Annotated in this window: 27 protein-coding genes; 20 read left to right on the top strand and 7 right to left on the bottom strand. The window is 53.9% G+C overall.

The annotated features are described in order from the left end of the window. The 15 genes from spoVAC (at window position 1) to NST04_RS30935 (ending at window position 12,766) form a co-directional block, all read left to right on the top strand. Window positions 1-498 (top strand): stage V sporulation protein AC, encoded by a 498-nt coding sequence (gene spoVAC, locus NST04_RS30865; protein ID WP_341187645.1) that lies wholly within the window; start codon window positions 1-3, stop codon window positions 496-498. Between the two features lie 3 nt (window positions 499-501). Then, window positions 502-1,536, top strand: coding sequence for a stage V sporulation protein AD (spoVAD, locus tag NST04_RS30870; protein ID WP_341187646.1), 1,035 nt, complete (start codon window positions 502-504; stop codon window positions 1,534-1,536). Further along, the gene (spoVAE, locus tag NST04_RS30875) at window positions 1,533-1,883 is read left to right on the top strand and encodes a stage V sporulation protein AE (protein WP_341187647.1); all 351 of its coding nucleotides are present in this window, start codon (window positions 1,533-1,535) and stop codon (window positions 1,881-1,883) included. Before spoVAD ends, spoVAE begins: the two co-directional genes overlap by 4 nt. A 221-nt stretch (window positions 1,884-2,104) precedes the next feature. Beyond that, window positions 2,105-3,061 carry an AAA family ATPase gene (locus NST04_RS30880; protein WP_340755715.1) on the top strand — a complete coding sequence of 319 codons (957 nt, stop codon included), beginning with the start codon at window positions 2,105-2,107 and terminating at the stop codon, window positions 3,059-3,061. A gap of 1 nt (window position 3,062) precedes the next feature. Beyond that, window positions 3,063-4,313, top strand: coding sequence for a DUF58 domain-containing protein (locus NST04_RS30885; RefSeq protein WP_341187648.1), 1,251 nt, complete (start codon window positions 3,063-3,065; stop codon window positions 4,311-4,313). Further along, window positions 4,310-6,550: a DUF4129 domain-containing transglutaminase family protein gene (locus tag NST04_RS30890; RefSeq protein WP_341187649.1), complete on the top strand. Its 2,241-nt coding sequence runs from the start codon at window positions 4,310-4,312 to the stop codon at window positions 6,548-6,550. Before NST04_RS30885 ends, NST04_RS30890 begins: the two co-directional genes overlap by 4 nt. A 95-nt stretch (window positions 6,551-6,645) precedes the next feature. Continuing rightward, the gene (locus NST04_RS30895) at window positions 6,646-7,170 is read left to right on the top strand and encodes a YqeG family HAD IIIA-type phosphatase (protein ID WP_036697929.1); all 525 of its coding nucleotides are present in this window, start codon (window positions 6,646-6,648) and stop codon (window positions 7,168-7,170) included. 8 nt (window positions 7,171-7,178) lie between these two features. Then, window positions 7,179-8,300, top strand: coding sequence for a ribosome biogenesis GTPase YqeH (yqeH, locus tag NST04_RS30900; protein WP_341188103.1), 1,122 nt, complete (start codon window positions 7,179-7,181; stop codon window positions 8,298-8,300). Between the two features lie 20 nt (window positions 8,301-8,320). Further along, window positions 8,321-9,199 (top strand): shikimate dehydrogenase, encoded by an 879-nt coding sequence (gene aroE / locus NST04_RS30905; protein ID WP_341187650.1) that lies wholly within the window; start codon window positions 8,321-8,323, stop codon window positions 9,197-9,199. Window positions 9,200-9,250: 51 nt separating this feature from the next. Beyond that, entirely contained in the window at window positions 9,251-9,544 is a 294-nt protein-coding gene (gene yhbY, locus NST04_RS30910; protein WP_036697934.1) for a ribosome assembly RNA-binding protein YhbY, read from the top strand. 12 nt (window positions 9,545-9,556) lie between these two features. Further along, a complete protein-coding gene (locus tag NST04_RS30915; RefSeq protein WP_341187651.1) occupies window positions 9,557-10,147 on the top strand; it encodes a nicotinate-nucleotide adenylyltransferase in 591 nt (196 codons plus the stop codon). Beyond that, window positions 10,131-10,709, top strand: coding sequence for a bis(5'-nucleosyl)-tetraphosphatase (symmetrical) YqeK (yqeK, locus tag NST04_RS30920; protein ID WP_341187652.1), 579 nt, complete (start codon window positions 10,131-10,133; stop codon window positions 10,707-10,709). Before NST04_RS30915 ends, yqeK begins: the two co-directional genes overlap by 17 nt. Further along, window positions 10,706-11,053 carry a ribosome silencing factor gene (gene rsfS / locus NST04_RS30925; protein ID WP_036725699.1) on the top strand — a complete coding sequence of 116 codons (348 nt, stop codon included), beginning with the start codon at window positions 10,706-10,708 and terminating at the stop codon, window positions 11,051-11,053. Before yqeK ends, rsfS begins: the two co-directional genes overlap by 4 nt. After that, on the top strand, window positions 11,050-11,973 hold the full coding sequence (locus tag NST04_RS30930; RefSeq protein ID WP_341019671.1) for a CvfB family protein: 924 nt from the start codon (window positions 11,050-11,052) through the stop codon (window positions 11,971-11,973). The genes rsfS and NST04_RS30930 overlap by 4 nt, the downstream gene beginning before the upstream one ends. A 22-nt stretch (window positions 11,974-11,995) precedes the next feature. Further along, window positions 11,996-12,766 (top strand): class I SAM-dependent DNA methyltransferase, encoded by a 771-nt coding sequence (locus tag NST04_RS30935; protein ID WP_341188104.1) that lies wholly within the window; start codon window positions 11,996-11,998, stop codon window positions 12,764-12,766. Window positions 12,767-13,497: 731 nt separating this feature from the next. Here NST04_RS30935 and NST04_RS30940 read toward each other — a convergent pair. Further along, a complete protein-coding gene (locus NST04_RS30940) occupies window positions 13,498-13,656 on the bottom strand; it encodes a hypothetical protein (protein WP_036697952.1) in 159 nt (52 codons plus the stop codon). A 118-nt stretch (window positions 13,657-13,774) separates the two neighbouring features. After that, the gene (locus tag NST04_RS30945) at window positions 13,775-14,734 is read right to left on the bottom strand and encodes an ArsR/SmtB family transcription factor (RefSeq protein WP_341187653.1); all 960 of its coding nucleotides are present in this window, start codon (window positions 14,732-14,734) and stop codon (window positions 13,775-13,777) included. Between the two features lie 461 nt (window positions 14,735-15,195). Between NST04_RS30945 and NST04_RS30950 the strand changes: the two genes are divergently transcribed. The 5 genes from NST04_RS30950 (at window position 15,196) to NST04_RS30970 (ending at window position 19,789) form a co-directional block, all read left to right on the top strand. Continuing rightward, entirely contained in the window at window positions 15,196-16,593 is a 1,398-nt protein-coding gene (locus NST04_RS30950) for an ABC transporter substrate-binding protein (protein WP_341187654.1), read from the top strand. Window positions 16,594-16,782: 189 nt separating this feature from the next. Continuing rightward, entirely contained in the window at window positions 16,783-17,673 is an 891-nt protein-coding gene (locus tag NST04_RS30955) for a carbohydrate ABC transporter permease (protein WP_076155493.1), read from the top strand. Window positions 17,674-17,697: 24 nt separating this feature from the next. After that, window positions 17,698-18,534 carry a carbohydrate ABC transporter permease gene (locus NST04_RS30960; RefSeq protein WP_076155496.1) on the top strand — a complete coding sequence of 279 codons (837 nt, stop codon included), beginning with the start codon at window positions 17,698-17,700 and terminating at the stop codon, window positions 18,532-18,534. A 31-nt stretch (window positions 18,535-18,565) separates the two neighbouring features. Further along, window positions 18,566-19,528: a glycoside hydrolase family 43 protein gene (locus NST04_RS30965; protein WP_341187655.1), complete on the top strand. Its 963-nt coding sequence runs from the start codon at window positions 18,566-18,568 to the stop codon at window positions 19,526-19,528. Window positions 19,529-19,561: 33 nt separating this feature from the next. Continuing rightward, a complete protein-coding gene (locus NST04_RS30970) occupies window positions 19,562-19,789 on the top strand; it encodes a hypothetical protein (protein WP_341187656.1) in 228 nt (75 codons plus the stop codon). 218 nt (window positions 19,790-20,007) lie between these two features. Here NST04_RS30970 and NST04_RS30975 read toward each other — a convergent pair whose 3' ends face one another. From NST04_RS30975 to NST04_RS30995, 5 genes are all read right to left on the bottom strand, one after another. Continuing rightward, complete coding sequence (locus tag NST04_RS30975) at window positions 20,008-21,312, bottom strand: DUF4179 domain-containing protein (protein WP_341187657.1); 1,305 nt, start codon at window positions 21,310-21,312, stop codon at window positions 20,008-20,010. Beyond that, window positions 21,251-21,847, bottom strand: coding sequence for a sigma-70 family RNA polymerase sigma factor (locus NST04_RS30980; RefSeq protein WP_341187658.1), 597 nt, complete (start codon window positions 21,845-21,847; stop codon window positions 21,251-21,253). The genes NST04_RS30975 and NST04_RS30980 overlap by 62 nt, the downstream gene beginning before the upstream one ends. A 157-nt stretch (window positions 21,848-22,004) precedes the next feature. Next, window positions 22,005-22,859, bottom strand: coding sequence for an AraC family transcriptional regulator (locus NST04_RS30985; RefSeq protein ID WP_341187659.1), 855 nt, complete (start codon window positions 22,857-22,859; stop codon window positions 22,005-22,007). Between the two features lie 128 nt (window positions 22,860-22,987). After that, entirely contained in the window at window positions 22,988-25,585 is a 2,598-nt protein-coding gene (locus NST04_RS30990; protein WP_341187660.1) for a beta-L-arabinofuranosidase domain-containing protein, read from the bottom strand. A 221-nt stretch (window positions 25,586-25,806) separates the two neighbouring features. Further along, window positions 25,807-26,334 carry a hypothetical protein gene (locus tag NST04_RS30995; RefSeq protein ID WP_341187661.1) on the bottom strand — a complete coding sequence of 176 codons (528 nt, stop codon included), beginning with the start codon at window positions 26,332-26,334 and terminating at the stop codon, window positions 25,807-25,809. Between the last annotated feature and the right edge of the window lie 79 nt (window positions 26,335-26,413).

Genomic DNA, 26,413 nt, shown 5'->3' on the forward strand with positions numbered 1-26,413 from the left:
TTGCCGGCAAAAACAAAAAAGTCAGGCGTCAAGCTTAACCTTGACGGTCTGACCCCGAAGGCCTATCAGGAATTGGCCAAGCCTTACGTGCCTTCTCGTCCTGTATTCAAAAATTGTGTGCGCGCCTTCCTCTCCGGGGGACTCATCTGTGTGCTGGGACAAGGCATCCAGGAAGCATTCATGGCGATATTCGATATGACCTCCAGAGAGGCGGCAAGCCCGACCGTGGCGATTCTGATTCTGCTCTCCGTCATACTGACCAGCTTCGGGGTGTATGACAAGCTCGCCCAGTGGTGCGGTGCAGGCACAGCGGTGCCGGTCACAGGATTCGCCAACAGCATGTGCTCTGCCGCATTGGAGCACCGGGCTGAAGGGCTGGTGCTGGGCGTGGGCGGGAACATGTTCAAGCTGGCCGGGTCGGTTATTGTGTTCGGCGTCGTTGCTGCTTTTATCGTGGGTGTAGTATATGCCGTTATGGGCTGGGGAGGTGCACATTAAACGATGAAGCAGCACGGCAGTCAGACCTGGGAATTTACGAACCGTCCGGTGATCCTCGGAACCGCCGCTGTAGTAGGGCCTGAAGAGGGGGAAGGGCCGCTGGCCTCAAGCTTCGACTTCATCTATGACACGCTGGAGATGGGCGAGAAGACATGGGAGAAGGCAGAGCGCGCCCTGTTTGAAAAAGCCTCCAAGCTCGCCCTGATGAATGCGAATCTGGATAAGGAGAAGCTGGAATTCTTCGTCGGCGGGGATCTGATGAATCAGATCATCAGCAGCTCTTTTGCCGCGCGCAAGCTCGGCGTGCCCTATCTTGGCGTATTCGGGGCGTGCTCCACCTCGATGGAGAGTCTTGCCATCGCCTCCATGATTATCGATTCCGGCGGCGGGAAGTATGCAATGGCAGGCACAGCCAGCCACAACTGTACGGTCGAGAAGCAGTTCCGCTATCCGACAGAGTATGGCTCGCAGAAGCCTCCAACCGCCCAGTATACTGTGACAGGCTCCGGCTGCGCGGTGGTAGGAGTGAACGATGGGACGGTTCAAGGGCCGCAAGTGGTGTACGCAACGCTTGGGCGCATCATGGATCTGGGGCTGAAAGATCCGTTCAATATGGGAACCGCTATGGCCCCGGCAGCCGCCGATACGATTACGGCTCATTTTCGCGATACGGGGCTTTCGCCCGGGCATTATGACCTGATTGTTACAGGGGATCTGGCTTCCATCGGCTTGCCCATTGCCAAGGATCTGCTGGCTAAGGAAGGTATCCCTATGGAGCAGACGGTCTTTAATGACTGCGGCCTGATGATGTATGACCTGGATAAGCAGAAATATGTCATTGCGGGAGGAAGCGGTGCGGGATGCTCAGCCACAGTAACCTACGGGCATATTATGGGCCGGATGAAGAAGGGCGAGCTGAAGCGGGTATTAATCGTGGCGACTGGAGCGCTGCTCTCCCCGCTGTCTTATCAGCAGGGGGAGAGTATTCCTTGCGTGGCCCACGCGGTTGCCATTGAGAGCGGAGGTGAAGGAGCATGATTTATTTATGGGCTTTTCTGGTCGGGGGTGCAATATGCGTGATCGGCCAGCTGATGTTCGATGTACTGAAGCTGACTCCGGCCCATACCATGAGTACGCTGGTGGTGCTTGGTGCGGCTGCCGACGCTTTTGGCGTCTACGATCCGCTGGTGAAATTCGCCGGAGCCGGGGCCAGCGTGCCCATTACCAGCTTCGGGAATTCACTGGTCCACGGCGCGCTGACTGAGCTGGAGCGCGATGGCTGGGTCGGTGTCGTCACCGGGATCTTCGATGTGACCAGCGCCGGGATTTCCTCGGCGATTGTCTTCTCTTTCCTGGCGGCGCTGGTCGTCCGGCCGAAGGGGTAACTGACGGCAGATGGAATGTATATAGATATGTTGATTCCGGGATCGCCTATGGCGGTCTCTTTTTATGTGGAGGCGGTGTACGCCGCCTGATACGGGTTTCTTTTGGACAAATCTAGCATGCCACTCTACAAATTCACTTGGCCTAACATGTACTTTCGGTACTCCTATCATGTAAAATGTATATATTACTGCTTATTCTGATATAGGAGGGTTTAACATACATGCCCGTACGTCAAGAATCTACGCAAATAATGAACGCTGTCCGCACTAATCTGGAATCCTGTATTCTTGGTAAAAGCTTTGAAATAGAACTGCTGCTGACTGCCCTGTTAGCAGGCGGACATGTCCTGATTGAGGATGTTCCGGGGACTGGCAAAACCCAGCTGATCCGCGCACTCTCCCGGTCGATGTCCGGCGAATACCGGCGTATCCAGTGTAACCCGGATATTCTGCCGAGTGATATTACCGGCGTATCTGTCTATCATCCGCGCGATGAGATGTTCCACTTCCGTCCGGGCCCGGTGATGACCAATATTCTGCTGGCCGATGAGATCAACCGGGCGACCACCAAGACCCAGTCCGCACTGCTTGAGGTCATGGAGGAACGCAATGTTACGGTCGATGGAGAGACTTATCCCCTTCCGCATCCGTTCATGCTCTGCGCGACCCAGAATCCGATAGATTTCGAGGGAACCTATACCCTTCCCGAAGCCCAGCTGGACCGCTTCATGCTGCGGATCAGCCTCGGCTACCCGGATGCCGATACCGAGAAAAACCTGCTGCGTACCCATCAGCAGGGCCAGCCGGTGGACAGGCTGGCTCCCGTAACCAGCATGGAGACGATCGCCGCCATTCAGGAGGAGATCCGCGATGTGTTCATCAGCGAGCCGGTGCTGAACTACCTGCTGGATGTGGTCCGCCAGACGCGGGTGCACCCGCTGGTGCTGCTGGGCGCAAGCCCCCGGGCATCGTTATCGTTCATGATGGCCTGTAAGGCCTACGCTTTTCTCCAGGAACGGGACTATGTGCTGCCTGATGATGTGAAGACCCTGACCCCGTATACGCTGGGACACCGTATCCTGCTGCGGCCGGAATCGCGCCTGGACAACGTCAGCATGGACTCCCTGCTCCAGAAGCTGCTTCAGAGCATTAACGTGCCTGTAACCATGAGGCAATAAGATGAGGGCCTTACTTACGCGGGCTGCCGCTGCGGTACAGCTGAGGAAGTTCACGGGCGTTCTGGCGATTTGGGTCATCACACTCTTCTACGTGCTGTTTCAGGGCGGCAAAACCTCGTTCATGCTGTTCATCATGGTCTCAGTTCTCATTCTGTATCTGTTCATTGGCGGTCTTGAAGGGGTCCGGCGGGCCAGAGGCACGCGCAGCTTCTATTCCGAACAGGATAAGCCGGATCTGCTCTATGCCGGGGGCTTTCTCAAGGTGAAGCTGGAAGTGACCATTCCGGGATTTCTGCCTTTGCCCTACGTGATCGTAAGGGAAATTCTGAAGCGCCATAACGGAGAGTCCTGGGTATTCGAGGAGAGCCTGATTCCGAACATGGGCGGACGGGGCGAGCTGCTGTTCCAGACGCCGCTGCTGGAGCGGGGCCGGTATTCTTTTGAGAATACGGATATTCTCAGCGAGGACATCTTCGGTCTGATGGAGCACAAGGGAACCTTCAAGGCAGAAGGCCAGTTCCGGGTGATGCCCCGGGCCGTCGTAGTGCCGCGCTGGCAGCTGTACGAGCGCAAGGCGCGCCTGTCGGGGCCGCAGGTATCGCTGCTGCAGTCCAGGCGTGAGACCACGCAGATCAACGGTGTGCGTGATTATGTCTACGGCGACCGGCTGACGCGCATTCACTGGAATGCTACGGCGAAGACCGGCGAGTGGAAGTCCAAGGAATTCGAGCATGAATCTGTTCCCAGAACCATTCTGGTGCTGGACGGCACCTCCAGCGGCTATTACAACTCCGCACAATTCGAGCTAGCGGTCTCAGTCACGGCATCTCTTCTCGGCTTCGGCATCCGGGAGCGGATCGGCATTGGAATGTGCTGTCTGGATAAGCATACGAAGGTGTTCAGTCCGGCGGAAGGCAATGCCGAGCGGCAAAAGATGATTCAGTATTTAATTGACATCAATGCGGAAGGCAAGGGGCCGCTGATTAACAGGCTGGAGAGTGTCCAGCGGCTGTTCCCCAAGGGATCGTATTTCGTACTGATCAGTCCGCAGAGCGGCAGAGCGGTACTGGATACGCTGCGCTGGGCGGAGAACCGGGGGATGACGCCTTCCCATATTCATGTTCTTCATCCTTCCGGGAAATACCGGGCCGGTGAGTGGCAGAATATCCTGCACTCGCATGGCGTTACCGGCCATAGCATCAGCACACTTCAGGAGCTTCCTGCGGTACTTGGAGGTGATTCTGTCCGATGAAGCACTGGTTCCAGGCGATACGATCCTCGTGGCATCACGGGCTGACGCTGCTATGGCTGAGCATTATCGCTATGCAGTGGGTGTCCTATACGGTGCCCTTTTGGCTGCAGGAGACCACCGTTTCTGTGGCGTTAACCCTGCTGGCCGTTACAGCTATTGAAATCATTTTTCCGTTCAAAAGAGTGTACCGCATTGTGCTGGAAGGCACGGCAGTGGTACTTATTGTATACAACGTGATTATCAGTTACGGGATTTACATTCCTGATCCGCTGCTGCCGGCATTTCTTGACCGGCTGCCCGGGATAGCGGTGTCGATGATTCCTTACATCTGGTTTGCGCTGGGGGCCTGGGCGCTGCTGCTTGTGTCCGCCTGGTGGGTCAACGGCAAGGGGCGGATTCTGATGTTCGTCGCAGCGAATATCACGGCCTTCGCCGCGCTGGATTCATTCACGACAGCGGTAATGTGGCAGGAGGTAGCCTGGACGGTCTTCGCCGGTATGGGCTGGCTGGTCACCCGGCATCTGAGGAATTTCCAGCTGCACTATCCGCGCGGCTGGACCTATATGCTGAGGTACCCGATGAAGGTTGCCTTGAATATAGCGATTATATTCTCACTGGTCATCCTTGCCGGCGTGAACATGCCTGGCGTGCGTCCAACCTTGACCGACCCCTACACTGCCTGGCAAAAGTGGAACGGTAACTCTGTCTCTTCTAGACCCTCCGGGGGCGGGGACAGTGCAAGCGGCGGGTCAGCGGCAAACGGGACGACCTCGGGCTACAGCCTGAATGATGACAACCTTGGCGGGGGCTTCAACTTCGATTACTCGCCGGTTATGCAAGTGACCTCCGATCTGCGCACCTATATGCGCGGAGAGATCCGCAGCGTGTATTCGGGCAAAGGCTGGACAGATGATGATACCTCCGGCCGGGGAGCGCATAACGAGGTACAGGTGGGCGAGCCGCTGGAACGCGCGGTTGCCCCCAAGACAGAGACGCGTACGCTCAAGCAGACCGTCAAGCTGCTTGGGGGGAACAGCTATCCGGTTCTGTTCGGCGGCTATTCGATCTCGGGGGTAGACTCGGTGGATGGTCAGGAGCAGAGCAGCGGCTTATCCTGGCGGAGTAATGACAGTGAGCTGCTGTGGAATCCCGGAGGCAAGACAAGGGCTTATCCGCAGACCTATGTGGTCACCTCGGAGGTGCCGATCGTTCCCCTTCAGGAGTTAAGCAAGCAGACCTTCGGGCAGCTCTACGGGAACAGGGATATTGACCCGCAGTATCTACAGCTCCCGGATAACTATCCTGAGCGGGTGAGTGCGCTTGCCAAGGAGATTACGGCGAGAGCGCAGACGCCTTACGAGAAGACGATCCTGCTGCAGCAATATCTGCAAGCTTCTTTCCCTTACACGAATCAGCCGGATACCTCCCGGGCCAAAAGCAAGGACATGGTCGAGAGCTTCCTGTTTGAGATCAAGGAAGGATACTGTGACTACTATTCCACGGCGCTTGTCACCATGGCGAGGTCACTGGATATACCGGCCCGCTGGGTGAAGGGATATGCTCCAGGAGAGCAGGCCGAGATTCCGGATAGTGTAATGCTTCAGCAGGGCGCTGCCGGTTATGTAAATAATAACTACACGATTACTAATGCAGACGCCCACTCCTGGGCCGAGATCTATTTCGGCGATTACGGATGGGTGCCTGTAGAGGCCACGCCCGGTTTCGATGTTCCGGTGCTCACGCAGAGTGAGCAGGATATTCCGGACCAGCCTGAAGTGCAGGAAGAGGAGCCGGAAGAGCTTGAGCCGGCGGCATCGGGCCAGACGGACAAGTCTGCCGGATTCCATCCCGGCACCTGGGCTGTGGCTGGAGCAGCCGCTGTACTCCTGCTCTGGACCCTATTCCTGATCTGGCAGCGCCGGTTAAGCCTGCGCTTCCTGATTACACGTATGCGTCTAGGTGGTCAGCCGACTCCGGCGCAAAAAGTTATCGCAGAAACGGAGCGCTGGGTAAGGTATATGCGCAGGAAGGGTATGCTGAAGAAAGAGCATGAGACCCTGCGCGAATCCGTGGCACGGTGGAGCGTGGAACGCCCGCAAGCTGAGGGCAGTCTAGCTGCACTGCTGAAGATGTTCGAGCGGGCGAATTACAGCCCTGAGGTTATTGAAGACAAAGACTGGCACAGCGTGTATACTGAAGCTTTGCGGCTGCGAAAAAGCATGAAGTCCGGCAAGTAACGCCCCATGGTGATGAGATGCTGCCGGACCCTGGGATTTTTGCAGTCCTATAGCGCCGGGTTACAAGTTTCCTGTATGAAAATGAGGTGAAGGTATTGTTCGAAAGATTAGTCCCCAAGCTCCGGGTAAACACGGTGTTTGATATCGCTCTGGAGGAGCTATACCGCCAAGGATACCGGGGAATTATTACGGATCTGGATAATACGCTGGTCGGCGCCAAAGCGCCGCTGGCTACTCCTGAGCTGCTGCTCTGGTTCGCTAAGGTGAAGGAGCTGGGCTTCAAGCTTGTGATTGTATCCAACAACAATATGGACCGGGTGTCGCGTTTTGCTACCCCGCTGAATATTGAATTTGTACATCAGGCCAAGAAGCCCAGCAATTCCCCGTTCCTGCGGGCCATGAAGCTGATGGAGCTGGGACCGGAGCAGACGATTGTGGTCGGCGACCAGATGCTTACCGATGTATACGGCGGTAACCGGCTGGGCCTGTTCACGGTACTCGTGCTGCCCATCTCCGTCAAGGATGAAGGAATAGGAACAAGAATTAACCGCAGAGTGGAGCAGATTGCCTTGACCCGTCTGCGGAAGCAAGGATTGTGGCAAGAGGAGGATAAATCTTAATGGATGCAATGAACGATGAAAAGACGCGGCCAGAGAAATGCAGCGGCTGCGGCATTAAGCTCCAGAGCGTGGACAAGGAGCTTCCCGGCTATATCCCGGAGGTCGCCTTCGGGCGGGAGCCGGTAATTTGCCAGCGCTGCTTCCGGATCAAGAATTACAATGAAGCCTCTTCCGTATCGGTGAATCAGGATGAATTCCTGAAGCTGTTAAGCGGAGTAGGGGAGAAGAATGCACTGGTGATCCACATCGTGGATCTGTTCGATTTCGAGGGCAGTCTGATTTCCGGGCTGCAGCGGTTCGTCGGTAACAATCAGGTCATCCTGGCGGTGAACAAGATCGATCTGCTGCCGAAGGTAACCAACTGGAACCGGCTGCGCAACTGGATGCAGCAGCGCTGCAAGGAAGAGGGACTGCGCACGGCGGAGATTGTCCTGGTCAGCGCGAAGCGCAATCAGGGCTTCGACCGTCTGCTGGAGGCCGTTACCGAGCTGCGCGGCCAGCGTGATGTATATGTCGTCGGGGCTACCAATGTAGGCAAGTCCACCTTGATCAACCGGCTGATCTCCGATTACAGTGACCTGGAAGAGGAGCTGACGACCTCCCGTTATCCGGGCACCACCCTCGATATGGTCAAAATCCCGCTGGATGACGGCCATTCCATCATTGATACGCCTGGGATCGTATATCCTTGGCGCTACAGTGAGCTGGTCGAGCGCAAGGATCTGGGCGCAGTGATGCCTGAGAATCCGCTCAAGCCTGCGGTCTATCAGCTGAATGAAGGCCAGTCGCTGTTCTTCGGCGGATTGGGACGCTTCGACTTCATTCAGGGGGAACGCCAGTCCTTCACCTGCTTCATCAGCGGCACCTTGAAGATTCACCGCACGAAGCTGGAGCGTGCTGATTCCCTGTACCAAGACCACCGGGGCGAGCTGCTGTCTCCGCCGGGAACTGCCGACATGGACAAGCTGCCGCAGTGGCAGCGGCATGAATTCCGTATCGCGAGAAACAGTGAGACCGACCTGTTCATCTCGGGCCTGGGCTGGATCAAGGTGAACGGTACAGCCGGAGCGGTAGTAGCTGTCCATGTGCCGCGCGGGGTCAAGGTGCTAACCCGTCCGTCGCTGATCTAATTGTACAGGAGGAAGGCGGCATGACTGAGACAGGCAGGAATACGCAGAGTCACGGGGAGCTCCTGCTGGGCGTGATGGGCGACCCGATTGCCCAGTCCAAATCCCCGCTGATGCAAGGGGCGGCGCTCCAGGCGCTCGGTCTCTCCGGGGCTTACGTGCCGCTGCACATCACGCCGGACAAGCTGGGCGATGCGGTGCAGGCGATACGGACGCTTGGCTTCCGGGGCGTGAATGTAACAATTCCGCATAAGGTTGCCGTGATGGAGTATCTGGACCGGCTGGATTCAAGTGCGGTGGATGTCGGCGCAGTCAATACCATCGTTAATGACAATGGGATATTGACCGGCTTCAATACAGATGGGATCGGATATGTCCGCTCGCTTAAGACAGAGGCTGCGCCGGATCTCACCGGCACCCGTATTCTAGTGATTGGAGCCGGCGGTGCGGCCAGAGGGATTGTCTCGGCGCTGCTGAAGGAGCGGCCGGCTTCGGTCCTAATTGTGAACCGTAATGAGGAACGGGCCCGTCAGCTGGCAGATAGCTTCAGCAGCCGGGGCAGCATAGCCGGAGCAGGGATGGATGCCGTTCCCGGCGTGCTTGGCAGCATGGATATCGTAATCAATACGACATCGGTAGGCATGTATCCGCATATGGAGGACATGCCGATCGACCCGGCCGGGCTGCATGAAGGGATGATCGTCAGCGATCTGATCTATAATCCGCTGCATACCCGGCTGCTTACAGAGAGCCTGAAGCGCGGCTGCACCGTTCACGGCGGGCTGGGCATGTTCGTCTACCAGGGAGCTTACGCCCTGGAATATTGGACAGGTCTTGCGGCACCCGCAGCGATTATGCGGCAGACTATTGCGGATTGCCTCGGCCAGGTGCCGGGCAAATGATTTTCACTGAACAGGGTAATAATATATGTTAATTAAGGAGTTTTCACATTTATGTTAACAGGCAAACAAAAACGTTATTTGCGCTCTTTGGCTCATCATCTGGATGCTGTATTTCAGGTCGGCAAAGGCGGCGTAAACGATCATCTGATCCGTCACATTGAAGAAGCTATTGAGAAACGCGAGCTGATGAAGATCAGTGTACTGAATAACAACGCTGATGATCCCAAGGAAATTGGTGCCGCGCTTGCCGAGCAGTCCGGTTCGGAGCTTGTTCAGGTGATCGGCAAGACTATCGTTCTGTACAAAGAATCACGCGACAACAAAACGATTGAGCTTCCAAGATAGGAGGTTGACCTCTTGAGAGTAGGCATAATGGGAGGGACCTTCGATCCTCTGCATATCGGCCATATGATGGCCGCTGAGACGGCGCGTGAGAGCTACGCTCTGCAGGAGGTCTGGTTCATGCCTTCGCATATCCCGCCTCATAAGCATGAGGCCGGGGCCACCGGTGAACAGCGGCTGGCGATGGTGGAGGGAGCGGTGAAGAATCACCCTTCCTTTGGCATTCTTGACTGGGAAATTGTGCGGGGCGGAGTATCCTATACGCTGGAGACGGTAATCAGTCTGCAGGAGGAATATCCGCAGCATGAGTTCTTTTTCATCGTGGGTGCGGATATGGTTCAGTATCTGCCCAAGTGGCAGGGGATCGAAGAGCTGGTGAAGCGGCTGACCTTCATCGGTGTCGGACGCCCGGGCACTCCGCTGGATCTGGGACTGCTGCCGGAGTTCATTGCGGGTAGAGTACTGCTGGCGGATATGCCGCTGGTCGATCTCTCCTCCACCATGCTCAGAGCCCGGGCCGCCGAAGGAAAGTCGATCCGCTATATGGTTCCGGATGCTGTGTATGAATATGTTCAAAGGAGTGGATTGTATGGAGTACAGCCGTGAAGCGCTGATTGAAGCGGTATCCGGCCAGATGCCGGACAAACGCTGGAAGCATACACTCGGGGTGATGGAGTCCGCTGTGAAGCTGGCGCAGCGTTATGGCGCTGACCCGCAGCGGGCCGAGACCGCCGCCATCCTGCATGATGTGGCCAAGTATTGGCCGGTAGAACGGATGCGGGAGATCATTGAACAGAATGGATTATCCGCCGAGCTTTTGAAATATGACAAGCAGCTATGGCATGCTGAGGTGGGTGCTTATACCGCCGAACATGATTATGGTATTCAGGATTCGGAGGTGCTGGACGCGATCCGTTACCACACCTCGGGACGGGAGAACATGGGCCTGCTGGAGCGGATCGTCTGTCTGGCTGATTATATTGAGCCGGGTCGGGACTTCCCTGGTGTGGAGGAGATCCGCAGGCTGGCGAAGGTCAGTCTGGAGCAAGGGCTGATTGCCGGACTGGATTCCACTATACGCGTGCTGCTGGAGAAGCGCAGGGTCGTATTTCCGCTTACGGTGCTGGCGCGCAACGATTTAGTTAGAACATTGGAGGATAAAATATGAGTGTACAATCAAACAAGCTGTTTGAGCTGGCGTTACACGCCGTTCAGGATAAAAAAGCAATGAACGTGGTGGCTCTTGATCTGCGCAGTGTGTCGCCGATCAGCGATTATTTCATCATCTGCCACGGTAATTCCGATACCCAGGTTCAGGCGATTGCCACTGAGGTGCGCAAGGTAGTTCATGAAGCTGGCGGAATGATCAAAGGCATTGAGGGGATGGATGCAGCACGCTGGGTACTGATGGACCTTGGCGACGTGATCGTCCATGTCTTCCACCGCGATGAACGTGAATATTACAATATTGAGCGTCTGTGGTCGGATGCCAAGGTCGTGGAGACGGTATGAGTCTGATTGCAGGCACTACGGTTACCCTTGAAGTGATGCGGGAGGTATCCCCTTACGGGTACTTCCTGAGCGCAGGCGACCAGGATATCATGCTTCATTACACCGAGCTTGTGGGCAGTAAGCCGAAGATCGGCGACAAGGTTGAGGTGTTCCTCTTCTTTGATACCGAGGACCGTCCTGCGGCTACGATGAAGAAGCCTTATCTGACGCTTGGCGAGATGGCGCTGCTGGAGGTGGCGGATATCCATCCGCGGCTGGGCTGCTTCCTGGAGATGGGGCTTGGACGGCAGCTGCTGCTGCCGCTCAGCGAGCTTCCCGAGCTGGTGGAGCTGCGTCCGCAGATTGGCGACAAGGTCTTCGCAATTATGGAGCATGACAAGCAGGGACGTCTCCGTGCCAAGCTGGCCGGCGAGCAGGAGCTTGCGCCGCTGGCCTTGCCTGCACCGGAATCCTGGCAGGGGCAGAGTGTCACCGCCCGGGTGTACAAGCCGCTGCAGATGGGCACCTTCGTGCTTATAGACGCCGGTGTACTTGGCTTCGGTATCATCGGTATGGTCCACTCCTCTGAACGCACCCGTTTGCTGCGTCTGGGCGAAGTGATTGAAGCGCGCGTGGCGCATATCCGCGAGGATGGCCGCGTCAACCTCAGCATGGGCCACCGCAAGGAAGTGGGCCGTGATGTGGATTCCGCGGCTCTGCTTGATTTTCTGGCTTCCCGTCCGGGCGGCGGAATGCCGTATTCGGATGCTACGCCTCCTGATATTATCAAGCAGCGCTTCGGCATCAGCAAATCAGCGTTCAAGCGTGCGCTTGGCAAGCTGATGAAGGAAGGGCTGGTTGTCCAGAAGGAGAACTGGACCTATCTGGCTGCCCGCGAAGAGGAGCAGGCCGGACCGGACAGCGATTCTGACAACCAATAGTATAGAGAAAGCGGTGTACGCAGTGTCTTCCTATGGCAAATTTGCTTATGTATACGATGCGCTTATGGCGGATATGCCGTATCCGGATTGGCTGGCCTTTGCTGAGACGGCATGGGGCAAATACGGCAAGCCGCGCACGGTAGCCGAGCTCGGCTGCGGTACCGGCAGCCTGACGATTCCGCTGGCTGCTGCTGGTTACCACATGACGGGGATTGACCTTTCTTCGGACATGCTGTCCGTTGCCCAGCGGAAGCTGGAGCAGCAGCCGCAGGGACGGCGCTTTTTGCGGGAGGGCAGCGTGCAGTGGGTTCAGCAGAACATGAAGGAATGGGAGCTGCCGGAGCCGGTGGATGCCGTCATCTCCTTCTGTGACTGTCTGAATTATGTGCTGGAGGAGCAGGACATCCGGTCTGTGTTCTCCAGTACGTATGACGGACTGAAGCCGGGCGGGACCTTCTTGTTCGATGTACATCATCCGAACACCCTGATCCGCTATGAGGAAGAGCAGCCTTTTGTGCTGGATGAGCCGGACATCTCCTACATCTGGACCTGTGAGCTGGATGAGCAGCGCCGGGAGATTGAACATCACCTATCCATCTTCGCCCGCGAGGAGGGCCGCACAGGCACGTACCGCCGCTTCGAAGAGACCCACACCCAGCGTGCCTATGACCCGGAGTGGATGAAGCAGGAGCTGCTTGCCGCCGGATTCAGCGAGGTGTCGGTGTATGCGGACTTCGAGTGGGTGGCGGCGGATGATTCGGCGCAGCGGCTGTTCTATGTGGCTGTGAAATGAAGCTGCTAAGGAATTGAACTTGTTCAGCACACATAAGAACTTGAAGCGTAATCGTCACTGCGGGGAACATTTGGACTTCTAGCGCACATAAGAACTTGAAGCATAATCGTCACTGCGGAGAACATTTGGACTTACGGCCGCTGTTGTCTCCAGGTTTCTTGATTTAATACCGCTGTTCGCGGTAGAAATCCGCAGACAAAGGCGGACGCTAACGCTCCTACAGTTCCAAATTTCCCCTCCGTTCCTTTTTGCTTCTTGTTAAATTCTTTAGAGCTTCATATATGGTTGAGGTTGTATGGGAGGTCCTTACCTGAAATTGGGTAAGGACCTTCTTTGATCTTGATGTGGACCAAAATCACACAATCGGCGCCACCTGAGGCACATGAACCAAATGTATGTGGAAAACAGCATATAATCGGCGCCACTGAGGGCACATGAACCAAATGTATGTTAAAAACAGCATACAATCGGCGCAACTGAGGTACACGGGCCAAGATGTATGTGGAAAACAGTATACAATCGGCGCTACTGAGGCACATAGGCCAAGATGTATGTTAAAAACAGCATATAATCGGCGCTACTGGGGCATGTGGGTTGTGTTGCTGCGGGGCGAGTGAGACAGAAGTACAAATACCATCTGTACAAAGGGGCGCATTAGCCGTTCCTGCTTAAATAACACAGCAAACCGGACCCTATCCGAAGGATAGGGTCCGGTCATCTTCCAAGTAGGCTTACCGGTGTTCGAACAAATCGATGGTGCCGAGTACAATATGTGCCAGACCAAATCCAAGAATGCCGGTTGCCGCGATCTTATATCTGCTCCCCAGAAAAGCTGCACTCGAAGCAGTAACTACGGTCCCCAGTACGGCTGGTATCAACCCTTCACGCATTCGAAACACTCCCTCACGGTAGTTTGAAAGACATTCGTTAGTGTGGGTTAAGGCCGGGACAATTATACTTCGAGTTTATGCCAGCGGCGGCGGGGAAGCGGCTGTCTGTTATAAACGGTCAATCGGCCACTCCCGCTGTGGTCACCCGGCCGGAAGGGTCTTCGACCTCATGCACATTGTAGAGCACACGCGCCAGCAGATCCTGGCTGTAATTGCCGAAATGCTTGCCGTAGATGGTCAAGCCGCGCTTGTTGACCGGCTTGTCGGTGACGGCAATACGGAAGGTCAGCTCGCTCTTGTAATCCAGCTTAATGTCGTCCAAGGTGATGTCTGAGATGCGGCAGCCGTCAATGAAGCTACCCTCCTGATTGATGCGGATCAGTTTCAGCATGCCATACTGGTTGAGATGGGGAGGCCACCAATCCGGGTTGAAGGTGCCGCGCATGTCGCCGAAGTCCCCGGGGCTGGTCCAGAAGCCGATCTCGATGCCGTTCACATAGAAGTACAGATCCGAGGGGTAATTGTCGTTGAACCCGGGAGCCTCGGAGCCAATCTCCATGGAGAACTGGATTTCCCGGAAGGTCTGGTTGGCTTTGAGATAGTTAGGGATGCGGTACTCCAGGAAGCCTTCGGCCATCCAGATGATCTCAGAATCGATCCGTTGGGGATCGGCGAAGTAACGCGGCTCGTCGAAGTCCCCAATGATGCTATCCTTGGTGGCCAGACCGCAGGTCGGAACGGCCTGATAATTACTGTAATGGCCCACCTGAATCTCGACCTCGTACAGATTATCCACATCCTTGCTCCGCAGATCCACCATCAGCTTATCCTTATTCAGATAGCAGACCTTCTGAATTCCGTGCTTGCCTACGGCAGTATTAATCTCAATTAAGCCGCTCTCCTCCAGCTTCTTGATATGCATTGTAATCGCCCCGTTGCTGAGATTCAGCTTCTTGGCAATTTCGTTGAGATTCAGGGCCTGATTGGTCGCCAGCAGCTCAAGAATCTGGATGCGGATTTCCGAGCTGAGCGCCTTGAAGATATCAATCCCGCTCATCAGATCTTTAATATAAATCATATTTAGAATACCTTCTTCCACTGAGGTCATGAGAATCGAAACTATTTTATAAAATTATAAACTAACCCGCCCAAAAAGGAAAGTATCCTGCCTTTATTTGTAGAAAACGATTAAATTTAAGCTAAAAGTAAAAGTTAAGCTCTGTTTGTTTTATATAAACATGAATACTTAATGCACCATTAAGTCAATATTAAATGATTTTTTTCAGTAAAAAAGCAATAATTAACGTTTGATTTGAATAACTATAAAAAGATTTATACTTTTATATTTACACTCCACTTTATATATGCTATTTTATACCTGTAAGCGAATACATTCAATTGTTTCTCAATTATTTAATTAAAGTGTGAAACATAGCACAACATGCGGTAGCTTGAACTAACAGAGCCGGTGAGGTTCCCTAGTTCTTCTATATAGATTGTATCAATCGAGTTGCTCAGCAAATCCTAGGAGGGGTTACAGTGTTAAAGAAAAAGGGCTGGTTCACACTGCTGTCGTTAGTTCTGATGGTATCGGTTGTACTTACAGGCTGCGGCGGGAAGAACAATGCATCGTCCGGGGGCAATAGCGGAAGCGAAGCTACGGCGAATGCAGGCAGCAAGGATTCCAAGGAAACCAAGAATCTTACGTTCATGTTCCGCGGGGGAACCGATGAGCAGAAGGCTTATGAAGGTGTTGTGAAAAAATATGAAGCCGATCATCCGAACGTCAAGGTTAAGATCGTTGTGACTGCGGCAGATCAATATGCGACTAAGCTGAAAGCCTCTATTACGGGGAACAGCGTGCCGGACGTATTTTATTTTGAATCCGGCGACCTGAAGGCTTATGTGAACAGCGGCGTGCTGCTGGACCTGACCAGCTATGTGGAGAAGAACCCTAATATTGATTTGAATAACATCTGGAAATATGGCGTGGATCTGTACCGTTACGACGGCACCATGGCCGGGCAAGGCAATTTGTACGGGATGCCTAAGGACGTAGGCCCGTTCGCACTCGGATATAACAAGACCATGTTCGAAGCTGCGGGTATCCCGCTGCCGGACAAAGACAAACCGTACACCTGGGATGAATTCATCAAAGTCGCTCAGCAGCTGACGATTGACAAGGACGGGGACGGTAAGCTGGATCAATTCGGCGCAGGCTTCAACGTGCAGTGGGCCTTGCCTTCCTTCGTCTGGAGTAACGGGGCGGACTGGCTGGATGCTACCAAGACCAAGGTTACCATTGATGATCCGAAGTTTATCGAAGCGTTGCAATTCTTCACTGACATGCAGCTTAAATACGGCATTACGCCGTCCACAGAACAAGCACAGACTCTGGATACCTACCAGCGCTGGATGAAAGGTGAAATGGCCTTCTTCCCTGTAGGGCCGTGGGATATGAGCACTTATGAGAAGCTGCCTTTCGATTATGATCTGATTCCTTATCCTGCCGGCTCCACAGGCAAATCCGCAACATGGACCGGCTCACTGGGTATCGGTGCCTCCGCCAAAACCAAGCATCCCGATGAAGCCGTGGATCTGATCAATTATCTGACAGCCTCTAAGGAGGGAATGGAAGCGCTGGTGAAGGCTAAGGTGCAAATCCCGAACCTGATGGATATGGCTAAGGAATGGGCCGCTGATACTACGACCAAACCGGCGAACAAGGAAGAATTCCTCCAGGTCGTGAATGAATACGGACGGGTGCTGCCCGGCCACTACACGTACAATGCTGAATGGTATAACCTGTTCTACACGGATATCCAGCCGGTACTTGACGGTAAGGTTACCCCGGAGGAATATGTGAAGGCGGAACAGCCGAAGATGCAGAAGCTGCTGGATAAAGCGGTCGAGCAAGAGGCGAAATCCAAGAAATAAGCGGTACACCGTTCTTATCTAGCATACAAAGTGATGCTCGGTCTCCTGTAACAGCGGGCCGGCATCACTTTATTCTGAGATGAACTTGTATATATTTTGGAGACCCCGCAAAGTATCTGAATACTCATCGGAGCTGATGCATCACTTTGTGGGGAAAGTTATAGACTATCCGAATTTGAGGTGATTCTAGTGAATGTTAAGTCCAATCTGTACCGCAAGGAGAAAATCTACGGATTTCTGTTTATCCTGCCTCCGCTGCTGGGACTGCTGATCTTTACGCTCTACCCGATGATTTATTCAATCTATGGCTCATTCACGGATTGGGATGGACTCGGCCAAATGAACTTCATCGGACTTAGCAACTTCAAGGATCTGTGGTCGGATGAGCTGTTCCATAAGGCCTTATTCAATACCTTGTTCATGATGCTTGGCATTCCGATCGGCATTACGCTGGCGCTGCTGCTGGCGCTTGGGCTTAACCGGGGAGTGCCCGGGACTACAGCATTCCGGGTCATCTATTATGTTCCGGTTATTTCTTCTTTGGCCGCAGTATCGATCATGTGGAACTGGGCCTATAACGGTGATTATGGTCTCGTCAACCAGTTCCTCGATCTCTTCGGGATCAGCGGGCCGAACTGGATGGCGAATAAATATACGGTTAAGCCGGCGCTGATCATTATGGCGGTATGGAAGGGCCTCGGTTATACAATGCTGCTCTATCTGGCGGCGCTGCAGAGTGTCTCCAGATCTTATTACGAAGCGGCGGAGCTGGATGGAGCGAACGGTTTCAAGTCCTTCTGGCATATCACCTGGCCGATGGTGCGCCCGGTAACGTTTTTCATCATCGTGACCAACATTATTGGAGGATCGCAAATTTTTACCGAGATGAACATTATGACCCCTACAGGCGGACCTGAATATGCTTCAGCCTCCGTGGTATTCTACATTTGGCAAAAAGCCTTCGGCAACTTCCAGATGGGCTATGCCTCTGCTATGGCGGTATTCCTCGGCGTGTTCATATTTGTTGTGACTCTTATCCAATTCCGAATGAACGAGAAGCAATCGTTCGATGTCGATTAACCGAAGAGGGAGGAGACCATAAATATGACGAGCAGAAGAAGAGTTACCCATAGCATTATCTTTGTTCTACTTTTAATCGGCGCGGTGTTCATGATCGGCCCGCTGCTCTGGATGCTGTCCACCTCATTCAAGGATAAGCAGGATGTGTTCGCTCTGCCTCCGGTGTGGATTCCGCGGCCGTTCCATTTCGATAAATACAGTGAGATCTGGGAGGCGGGGCCGCTGCTGAGCGGGATCAAGAATAGCTTGATTATCGCCGTCACGGTAACGATCGTTGGTACGTTCACCTCCAGTCTTGCGGCGTTTTCCTTTGCTAAATTGCGGTTTCCCGGTAAAAATAAAATATTCCTGCTGATGCTCTCATCCCTGATGATTCCCTATCCGGCAGTCATGATTCCGCAGTTCTTCATGTTCTCGAAGCTGGGCTGGATTGACACGCTGCTGCCGCTGATTGTGCCGGGCTTATTCGGTAATATCGTCATGATCTTCTTCCTGCGGCAGTATCTGAGCAGTGTGCCGAATGCGATTATCGAAGCGGCCAAAATCGACGGAAGCTCGTATTTCCGCCTGTACAGCTCCATCACCTTCCCGCTGATCAAGCCGGCGGTGGCTGCACAGCTGATTCTGTGGTTCATGGGTATCTGGAACGACTACCTGTCTCCGATTATCTATCTGAATTCACCGGAGAAGCAGACCCTCCAGCTGGTTATCGCCAACTTCAATGCGACCTATGCAATCCAGACGGACTACCCGCTGATTATGGCGGCTTCGATTATTGCCCTGCTGCCGATGCTGATTATCTTCCTTGTTTTCCAAAAGCAAATTATTGAATCTGTTGCCATCTCCGGAGTGAAGGGCTGACAGAGACAAGACCATCAAAGGAGAAACCATAATGAATACAAATAGAGAGTACACTAACCCGCTTGTCGAACAGCGTGCAGATCCCTGGGTATACAAGCATACCGACGGCTATTACTATTTCACTGCTTCTGTGCCTGAATATGACCGGATTGAAGTCCGCAGAGCGTTAACGATTGAGGGGCTTCGGGAAGCACGGCCGGTAGTGGTCTGGCGTAAATATGAGAGCGGTCCGCTCAGCGCCAATATCTGGGCACCCGAAATCCATTACATGGACGGCAAATGGTATATTTACTTTGCGGCGGCCCGGACCACGGAGACGAAGGAAGGTCTGTTCGACCACCGGATGTACGCCTTGGAGAATACTTCAGCGAACCCGCTGGAAGGGGAGTGGACCGAGAAGGGGCAGGTGAGAACCGCCTGGGAATCCTTCGCCCTGGATGCTACAACGTTCGAGCATAGGGGCGTGCATTACTATGTATGGGCGCAAAAGGACCCGGAGATTGACGGGAACTCCAATCTGTATATCTCAGCCATGGAGAACGGCTGGACGCTTAAGGGTCCGCAGACGATGATCTCTTCGCCGCAGTATCCTTGGGAGGTCATCGGCTTCAAGGTAAACGAAGGGGCTGCCGTGCTGAAGCGGGGCGGCCGGATCTTCATGAGCTTCTCGGCCAGCGCCACCGATCACAACTATTGCATGGGGCTGCTTACCGCAGACGAGGACAGCGATCTGCTGGACGCTGCATCCTGGACCAAGCATCCTGAGCCCGTGTTCCAGACCAGTGAGGAGAACGGGCAGTACGGCCCGGGCCATAACAGCTTCACCGTGGATGAGCACGGCGGGGATGTGCTGATCTACCATGCCCGTAACTATAAGGAGATCACCGGTGACCCGCTCTACGACCCGAACCGTCACACCCGCGCCCAGCGCCTGCGCTGGAACGCCGACGGTACGCCGGACTTCGGCGTGCCGGTGAGGGACGGCGGGAAGTAGGGCAGATTTCAGTCGGGAATAGAGTGGGATAGCATGCTGAACTGCGAACTTCTGTTGAAGGCCGCTCCGAAGGTGAGCTACCCGCTGCATAGAGTGAAATGCAAAGAGTCCCGCAACCCTATGGAGGGGAGCGGGACTCTTTGTACTGAGTGGCGGCGTCAGGATAAGGAGACGGAGGTGCGCTGTAACAGTACTCTGCTGTTGCAGTTTGTGCAGGATTTCCGCGCTGGCAGCTTCTATGGAGCCGCATTGTTGCACTAATTGCAGGATTTTTCTAAATTTGTTACTGGCTGTGGCGCATTGTTGCAACTTTTGCAGGAATTCGGACGATAAGGTGCTAGTCGGGCGGACATTGTTGCATTTAGTGCAGGATTTCCACGATGACAGCTTCCACTGAGCCGCATTGTTGCACATTGTGCAGGATTTCCGCGCTGGCAGGCGCTGGCTGCTCACTAGTGCTTTGCTCTGTGTATACGCCCCTATTTTTCCCCTACAGGGACCGGAATAGTATGTCTATAGTACTTAATATAGTGGAAGCCGTCCATCTGCAGGAATTCCGGCTTCTCTGTGGTCTGGAAGGAATACGTACGCTCCCATAGGATATTACCGTTCTTAAGATCCCACTCGCGGGAATCGGATATGGAAGTGACGGGAACGGTGGCCCCTCCGGCTTGAACAGTCAAAGTATCCTTATCCAGCATAGTGAATTGTCTCCCGGCAATCACGATATCATAGCCGTCAGCAGTCCTGGTGACACTTCGAATCCAGAGTTTCTCCTGGCCGACCGTAACGGAGTGGTCTGAGGGTGAGGCCAGCGGGATCGGCTGCCCGACCTTTTGGTATCCGCTGAAGTTATCCAATACAAGATCAACACTCTGCGGCTTGTCTGTCGGCAGCACATCGTATTCAATCTGAAACTCCGCTACTCCCGTTTTCTCATTGACACCCGACCGCATGGACAAGAAATCCACTTCAGTCCCATTGACATATAGTTTGGTTGCAGCAGAGAATCGCGGATGTTCCCCGTTATCCATCTTATAATGTCCCTTTACAATGGTTGACGTGGGGGAAGCGGTAACCATGTCATAGTAGACGGTTCCCTGATCCACCGGAACGGCTTGATGAATATCGGCGACCAGGATACTCTTCATGGCTTTACTGGCGTCAAAATTAAAGGAGAGCTTGGCTTGCGCAGGCTTGGCTTCACCCTGATAGCTGTATACATTAAGGGTCAGATTTCTGGCGAACGGACTGACCGGCTCGAATTTGTACATTCCATCAAACCGGGTTTTGTTCTTGTTGTAACCGCCGCCACTTGTCGGTGAAGAGTTTGTCAAAAACCCTGTAATATGGCCTAATGCATACAGCGACGACGGCTCCTCATCGAACACCTCTCCCGGCGGCGGGGTAATGCTGTAATACATCAGCAGAGCATTATCATCCGCAATTACTCCGTTAACCGTGAGTACAATCCCATTCTCCAGTGTCATACTTTTGTTAACGGTCTGTCCGTAGCCATGTTCAGCGACTCCAGAGAATCCAAGCGTATACAGCTCAGTCTGGTTAAACAGCTTCCCGCCATAATAAGCCAACGCCGGATACTGATAGACGCCCACCGTCAGCAGCAGGGCTGCGGCTGCTGTAGCCACCCAGGTCCGCGCTTGTCCCGCCCGTGATTTCCGTCTAACCGGAGCCTGCTCCAGCGCCTTCCGCAATCTGCCTTCAAGTTCTGACGGCGTCATGGTCTGCTGATGCTCCTGTAATCTCTCCTCGATCGTTCTCATAACGGTCACCTCCAATCATAGCTTTTAGTTTCTGTATTCCCTGCGAGATTCTGGACTTGATCGTGCCGACCGGCGCTTGCGTAATATCGGCAATGGTCTGATACGGCAGATCGTGGACATAACGCAGCTCAATCGCTTCCCGCTGCCGGGGATTCAGATGCGCGAGCAGAACGGACAGATCCATTTCGGACTCGGTATAGCGGTACGGGTTATCTGCGGTCCATGCCTCAAGGGAAGGCTCCGGGGACTCGTCCTCCTCCAGAGGAACGTACCGGTTCTGGTTGCGGAGGACGGTTTTGCAGCGGTTGACCAGAATGGTTTTGCTCCAGCTATAGAAGGACTCGCGCTTCTGGAGTTGCCCAACCTTCTCATAGAGCGTGACGATCATATCCTCCATGACATCCATCGCGTCATGCTCATTTCTCATGTAGCTATAGGCAAGACGATAATAAGCGTCCTGTTCGGCTAGGATCAGTTCTAATAATGCTTCTTTGTTACCGCGCTGTGCGGCTCTGACAAGACGGCTTATATTCATGTGCTCACCCCTTTCACAGATAAGAGTGCGTAGCAGCCCGGAAAGTTCATTATGCTCTCAAAAAAATATCCACAGCCTATACCAGAGAAATCGTTAGTCTCTGGAAGGGCTGTGGAGGGAGCGAAGAAGAGGCAGGAGCTGACGGATGCTCTCACGCTCATTCGTAGAACAGCAGGCGCTTGGCATAAGCGTTGCGGAACTCGGTGGGAGTGAGGCCGACGATTTTTTTGAACGATTTCATGAAGTTATGGCAATCCTTATAGCCTAGCTGCAATGAGACTTCGCTGACGTTCTGGTTGGTGTCGGTCAGCAGGAATTTCGCCAGCTCCATCTTCTGCTGCAGAATATATTGCTTCAGGGAGATCCCGGAGATGACAGTGAATAGATGGGAGAGATACTTCTCGTTATAGCCGAAATAAGCGGCGATCTGCGATACCTTAATATGCTCGCTGCGGCTCCATTTGATGTAGTCTACAATATCGTTGTAGAGCTGCTCCTGCTTGGTTCTTTTAAACGGATCAGCATCGGTTGGCAGGGTCTGACTGTACAGCTCGCATAGAATAACGGTAGACATATAGTTACCCAGCACGGTCTGATTGTAGCTTCGCACCGAATCCTGAAGCTGCTTCATCATGACGATGATTTTCTCCACATTCCGCAGGGTTCCGTATTGGGGCAGGTGAATTACATATTCTTCCTTGTCTCCGGTTAACGGAGCGGGGTCCGCAGTCTGACTACCGTTCGTAGCATGAAAATGCAGCCAATAAAAGCTACAGTCCGAAGACTTGTACCCGTATTGTCTGGTAAGCGGAGGCAGGAGCAGGAACTCGCCTTTGGAGACGACGAACTGCTGGTTGTCACCCGCCAGGTAGAGCACGCCCTCGGTCATCACAATCAGCTCATAATCCTGCAAAATCCGGCTTAAGTGAATCCACTCCGCTGAGGGGGCCACGAATTTGCCGGTCATCTCCAGATGTACAGGCTTATCTACCAGCAGTGTGAACGCAGTCATGTCATCATCTCCCCGGTGCAGAAATAGTCTTATCCTACTACCATATCAAATAAGGGCTATCTTGAATACAGCAGAAGCTGCATCCGAGATAACCCCGGGTGGTACAGTATTGGCTATACTGCTAGAAGCTATTCTTTCACAATCTGAAGCTTATATTCCTGCACCGTAACATGATCCTCCGCCTTAACCGTGAGATTCACCTCAGTACGGCTGTGCGGCAGCTTGATCTCGCGCGGCAGTGAATCCTCAATCAGAATTCCGTCTGCATAGACCAGGGCATTGTGGTGGTGTGGTGTAACGTTCAGTTGTACCTGGCCCGCTGCTTGCGGAACGCTCAGGCTATACGTGGTTATACCGCCGCTGAAGGAGGTAGACAGCGTTCCTTCACTGAAGGCGAGCTGGCGCAGTCCGGCATTGTGATCATAACCGGTCATCATGCGCAGCAGGTCGAAGATGCCGTTTTCCTTCTCTGGAACCGTGAACTTGACTTCCATCTCAGTCTTGCTGCCAACCGCTTCAGCAGGAATCAAATAACTCCGCTCGTAGAAGCTGCGGGCTTCATCCGTATGCAGCACCTCGCTCGCAATCAGCTCCCCGTCTACATAAATCGCTATTTTCTTACCATTATTTCCTGAGAAATAAGTGACCGAGAGATAGTTGTCCGTACGCGGCGCCACCTTCATCCGGTAGCTGAACCAGCCGCCATTCTCCGCTTTGCGGACGTTATATCCGTCCCATGTGGCTACGGAGGTGTTCTCCCCCTCAATGCCATGCTCCAGCTCATACTGGTCATTGCCGACCGGGAGACTGTCCAGTGTAGCGTCCTGTACACGCTGCCGGATTTTGCCTTGTAAAATATGCTTCTGCAGCTCAGCCGAATCGGCCTCGACCAGCCGCCAGTAGATGCCATAACGCTCACTATGCTGCTTATAATGCGGAGTGAAGACCAGCCGCTGATCCTCATCCGTTCCCCGCAGCGCAAAGGCCAGTTCATCCTGCTCCAGCCGGACTGCGCGGTCCGCAAGCTGCGCCAGCCACTCCTGCGGGCTCTCGTTCACCGTCGTGATGAAGTCCTTCACCAGCATGTTGCGGGTTGGGACACTTACAGCAACGCCTGTAGCGGATACAGACAGATCACTCTGGCCCAGAGCGGCGCTGAGCACCACCGGTCCATACTTGAACGCGACCACCTGGCGGGCATCCGGCAGGCTGAAGTGCGCCAGCTTCATCGGCAGCTTGAGCTGCAGCGTGTCGCCATCCTCCCATACTCTGTCCGTCAAGAGGTAACCTCCGCTGATCTCTAAGTTGACAGGCTGCCCGTTCAATAGAAGCCCAGGTTCTCCCGCCAGCCAATCCGGCAGACGAAGCTTCAGCGTGGTGGACTGAGCCTGAGGCTGCATCACTGAGATTTTGAACTCTACAGTATCGCTATAAGGCAAGTTGGCCGACTGGATCAGCATCAGGCCATGCGCGGCAGAGTCCAGAGTAGAGCTGAAATACTGGTTGACCACAATGCTGGCCGCATCATAGAAGTACAGGCTGTCATTCAGCTTGGTGAAGCTCTCCATGCCGGTGCCCGTACAGCACCAGAAATGCTCGAACGGCGAGCTGTAGACCTTGAAATACCCGGTCGCCATGGGCTGGAAATACATCGTCATCCCGGTATGCGGGTGCTGGGACGACACAATGGCATTCAGATAGGTGTTCTCGTAGAAGTCGGCGTAACGGGGATCTCCCGTGATTTTGAACAGCTCGCGGGTCAGCTTGAGCATATTGTAGGTGTTGCAGGTCTCCGCTGTGAAGTTGGAGCGTTCCCGGTCCAGCATATCCGGATCACCGAAGTGCTCCCATTCGCTATTCCCTCCGGTAATGTAGCTGTGATGATGAACCACCATCTCCCAGAACTGCACCGCCGCTTCCAGATAAAAGACTTCGCTCTCCCCGAGCGTCCGGTAACGGTTCAGCGCACCGAGGAATTTCGGAATCGTAGTATTGGCGTGCTTGCCCTTGAGAATATCCTTGCCCTCATGGACTGGTGTGAACAACGTCAGCTCGTCGAAGCTATGCGCGGCGCTTAAATGCCCTGCTTTTCCGGTAATTCTGTACAGGTCGTACAGGCAGTCATTCATCCCGCCGTATTCCACCGATAATACACGCTGATGGACCTCTTCTGACCAGGAGGCTGTGCGGATATATACCCAGTCACCGAGTTTATCCGCCAGGTCATAGGCCGTTTTGTTGCCGGTGGCAGAGTAGGAAGCGGTGAGTCCGGCAATGATTTTGTGCATGGTATACCAAGGGACCCAGGCTGGCTGCTTGTTCTCCACATTATCGAAAAGGCGTTCCTCGAATGCGGACAGGTAACCGCTCTCATGCTGGCACAGGGCGAGCTCTTCCAGAAGATAGTTCAGCCGGAGCGCCAGCCCGTCATCCCGCGTACAGGCATAGGCCTGGGACAGCGCCGACAGATAGTGGCCCAGCGTGTGTCCGCGGATCTCTGTGTTCTCCCAGCCGGGATATTTGTCGGCACGCTTCGGCAGTCCCCGGTTCTCGCGGAAGCCCGCCAGCAGGCGGTCAGGATCATAGCTGGTCAGATAATCGATCTCCTTGGCAAAGGCGTTTGCGATATACGGATCGGACACACGGACCTGGTCCATGCGGTATTCCTCATACAAGGGCTTACCCTGAATCGGGGCCGCCAGAGGCTGATGGGGTGTAATTGTCATTTTGTATCCTCATTCCTATGGATTCTGTAGGGTTACTGCTGGATGAATATCCTATATTTAAGCTTATAGATAAAGGGCTTGGGGGTAAATAGTGATTGGATTGAATATGTGTGAAAAGGTTAGATTGGGGAGGGGAGGCAGACGCAAAAAAGCCATAACCGCTGCTGGGCAACAGGCTATGGCTTGAGGTTTTTTATGGAAGTGATTAAGATAGCAGCTCCTTATGGAGTATACTGCTGCACGATCGATACAATCTGGCCATCCTTGATCGTGAGGTGATAAGGGGAACCGCTTAGATCGAATACATCTGTCTTGGCGAATTCATGAATGAACTTCTCCAAGGTGAGCGACTCGTTCCAGTTCGTATCCAGGTCTTCGAGCTTCCCGGTGTGATCATAGATCTGCATGGTGACCTTGGCATCCGGGGCTACCGTATAAGCAGTCAGCGTGTCGCTGTCATTCACGATATAGTAACCGTCCGGGGCACCGCCGATTTCGGCTGCGGATTCCGGCTCCCGCTCTGCGAAGACAGCATCGGCTGCTGCGCCTTCATACCATTCGATCTCATCCCCGGTAAGGGTCGTCTGACCGTTATGATTCTCTAAGGAATGTATATATACCGTCAGATGCTGGGTTGACCCCTCGCTTTTGGCATCAGCGGTTTTTATGGTTGTGCTTGCCGTAGTCACGAGGGAAAGGAACAACAGAACCAGAACAGGAAGCAGGTAGACGTTTTTGTTTTTTAACATTATGAATTTCCCCCTTGGCGTAATCTTACACGGCATGAGTCTACACTTCTTATTTACCCTGCCGGAATATTCTCAAACT

The sequence above is a fragment of the Paenibacillus sp. FSL H7-0756 genome, from assembly GCF_038006765.1.
Lineage (GTDB): Bacteria > Bacillota > Bacilli > Paenibacillales > Paenibacillaceae > Paenibacillus_AQ.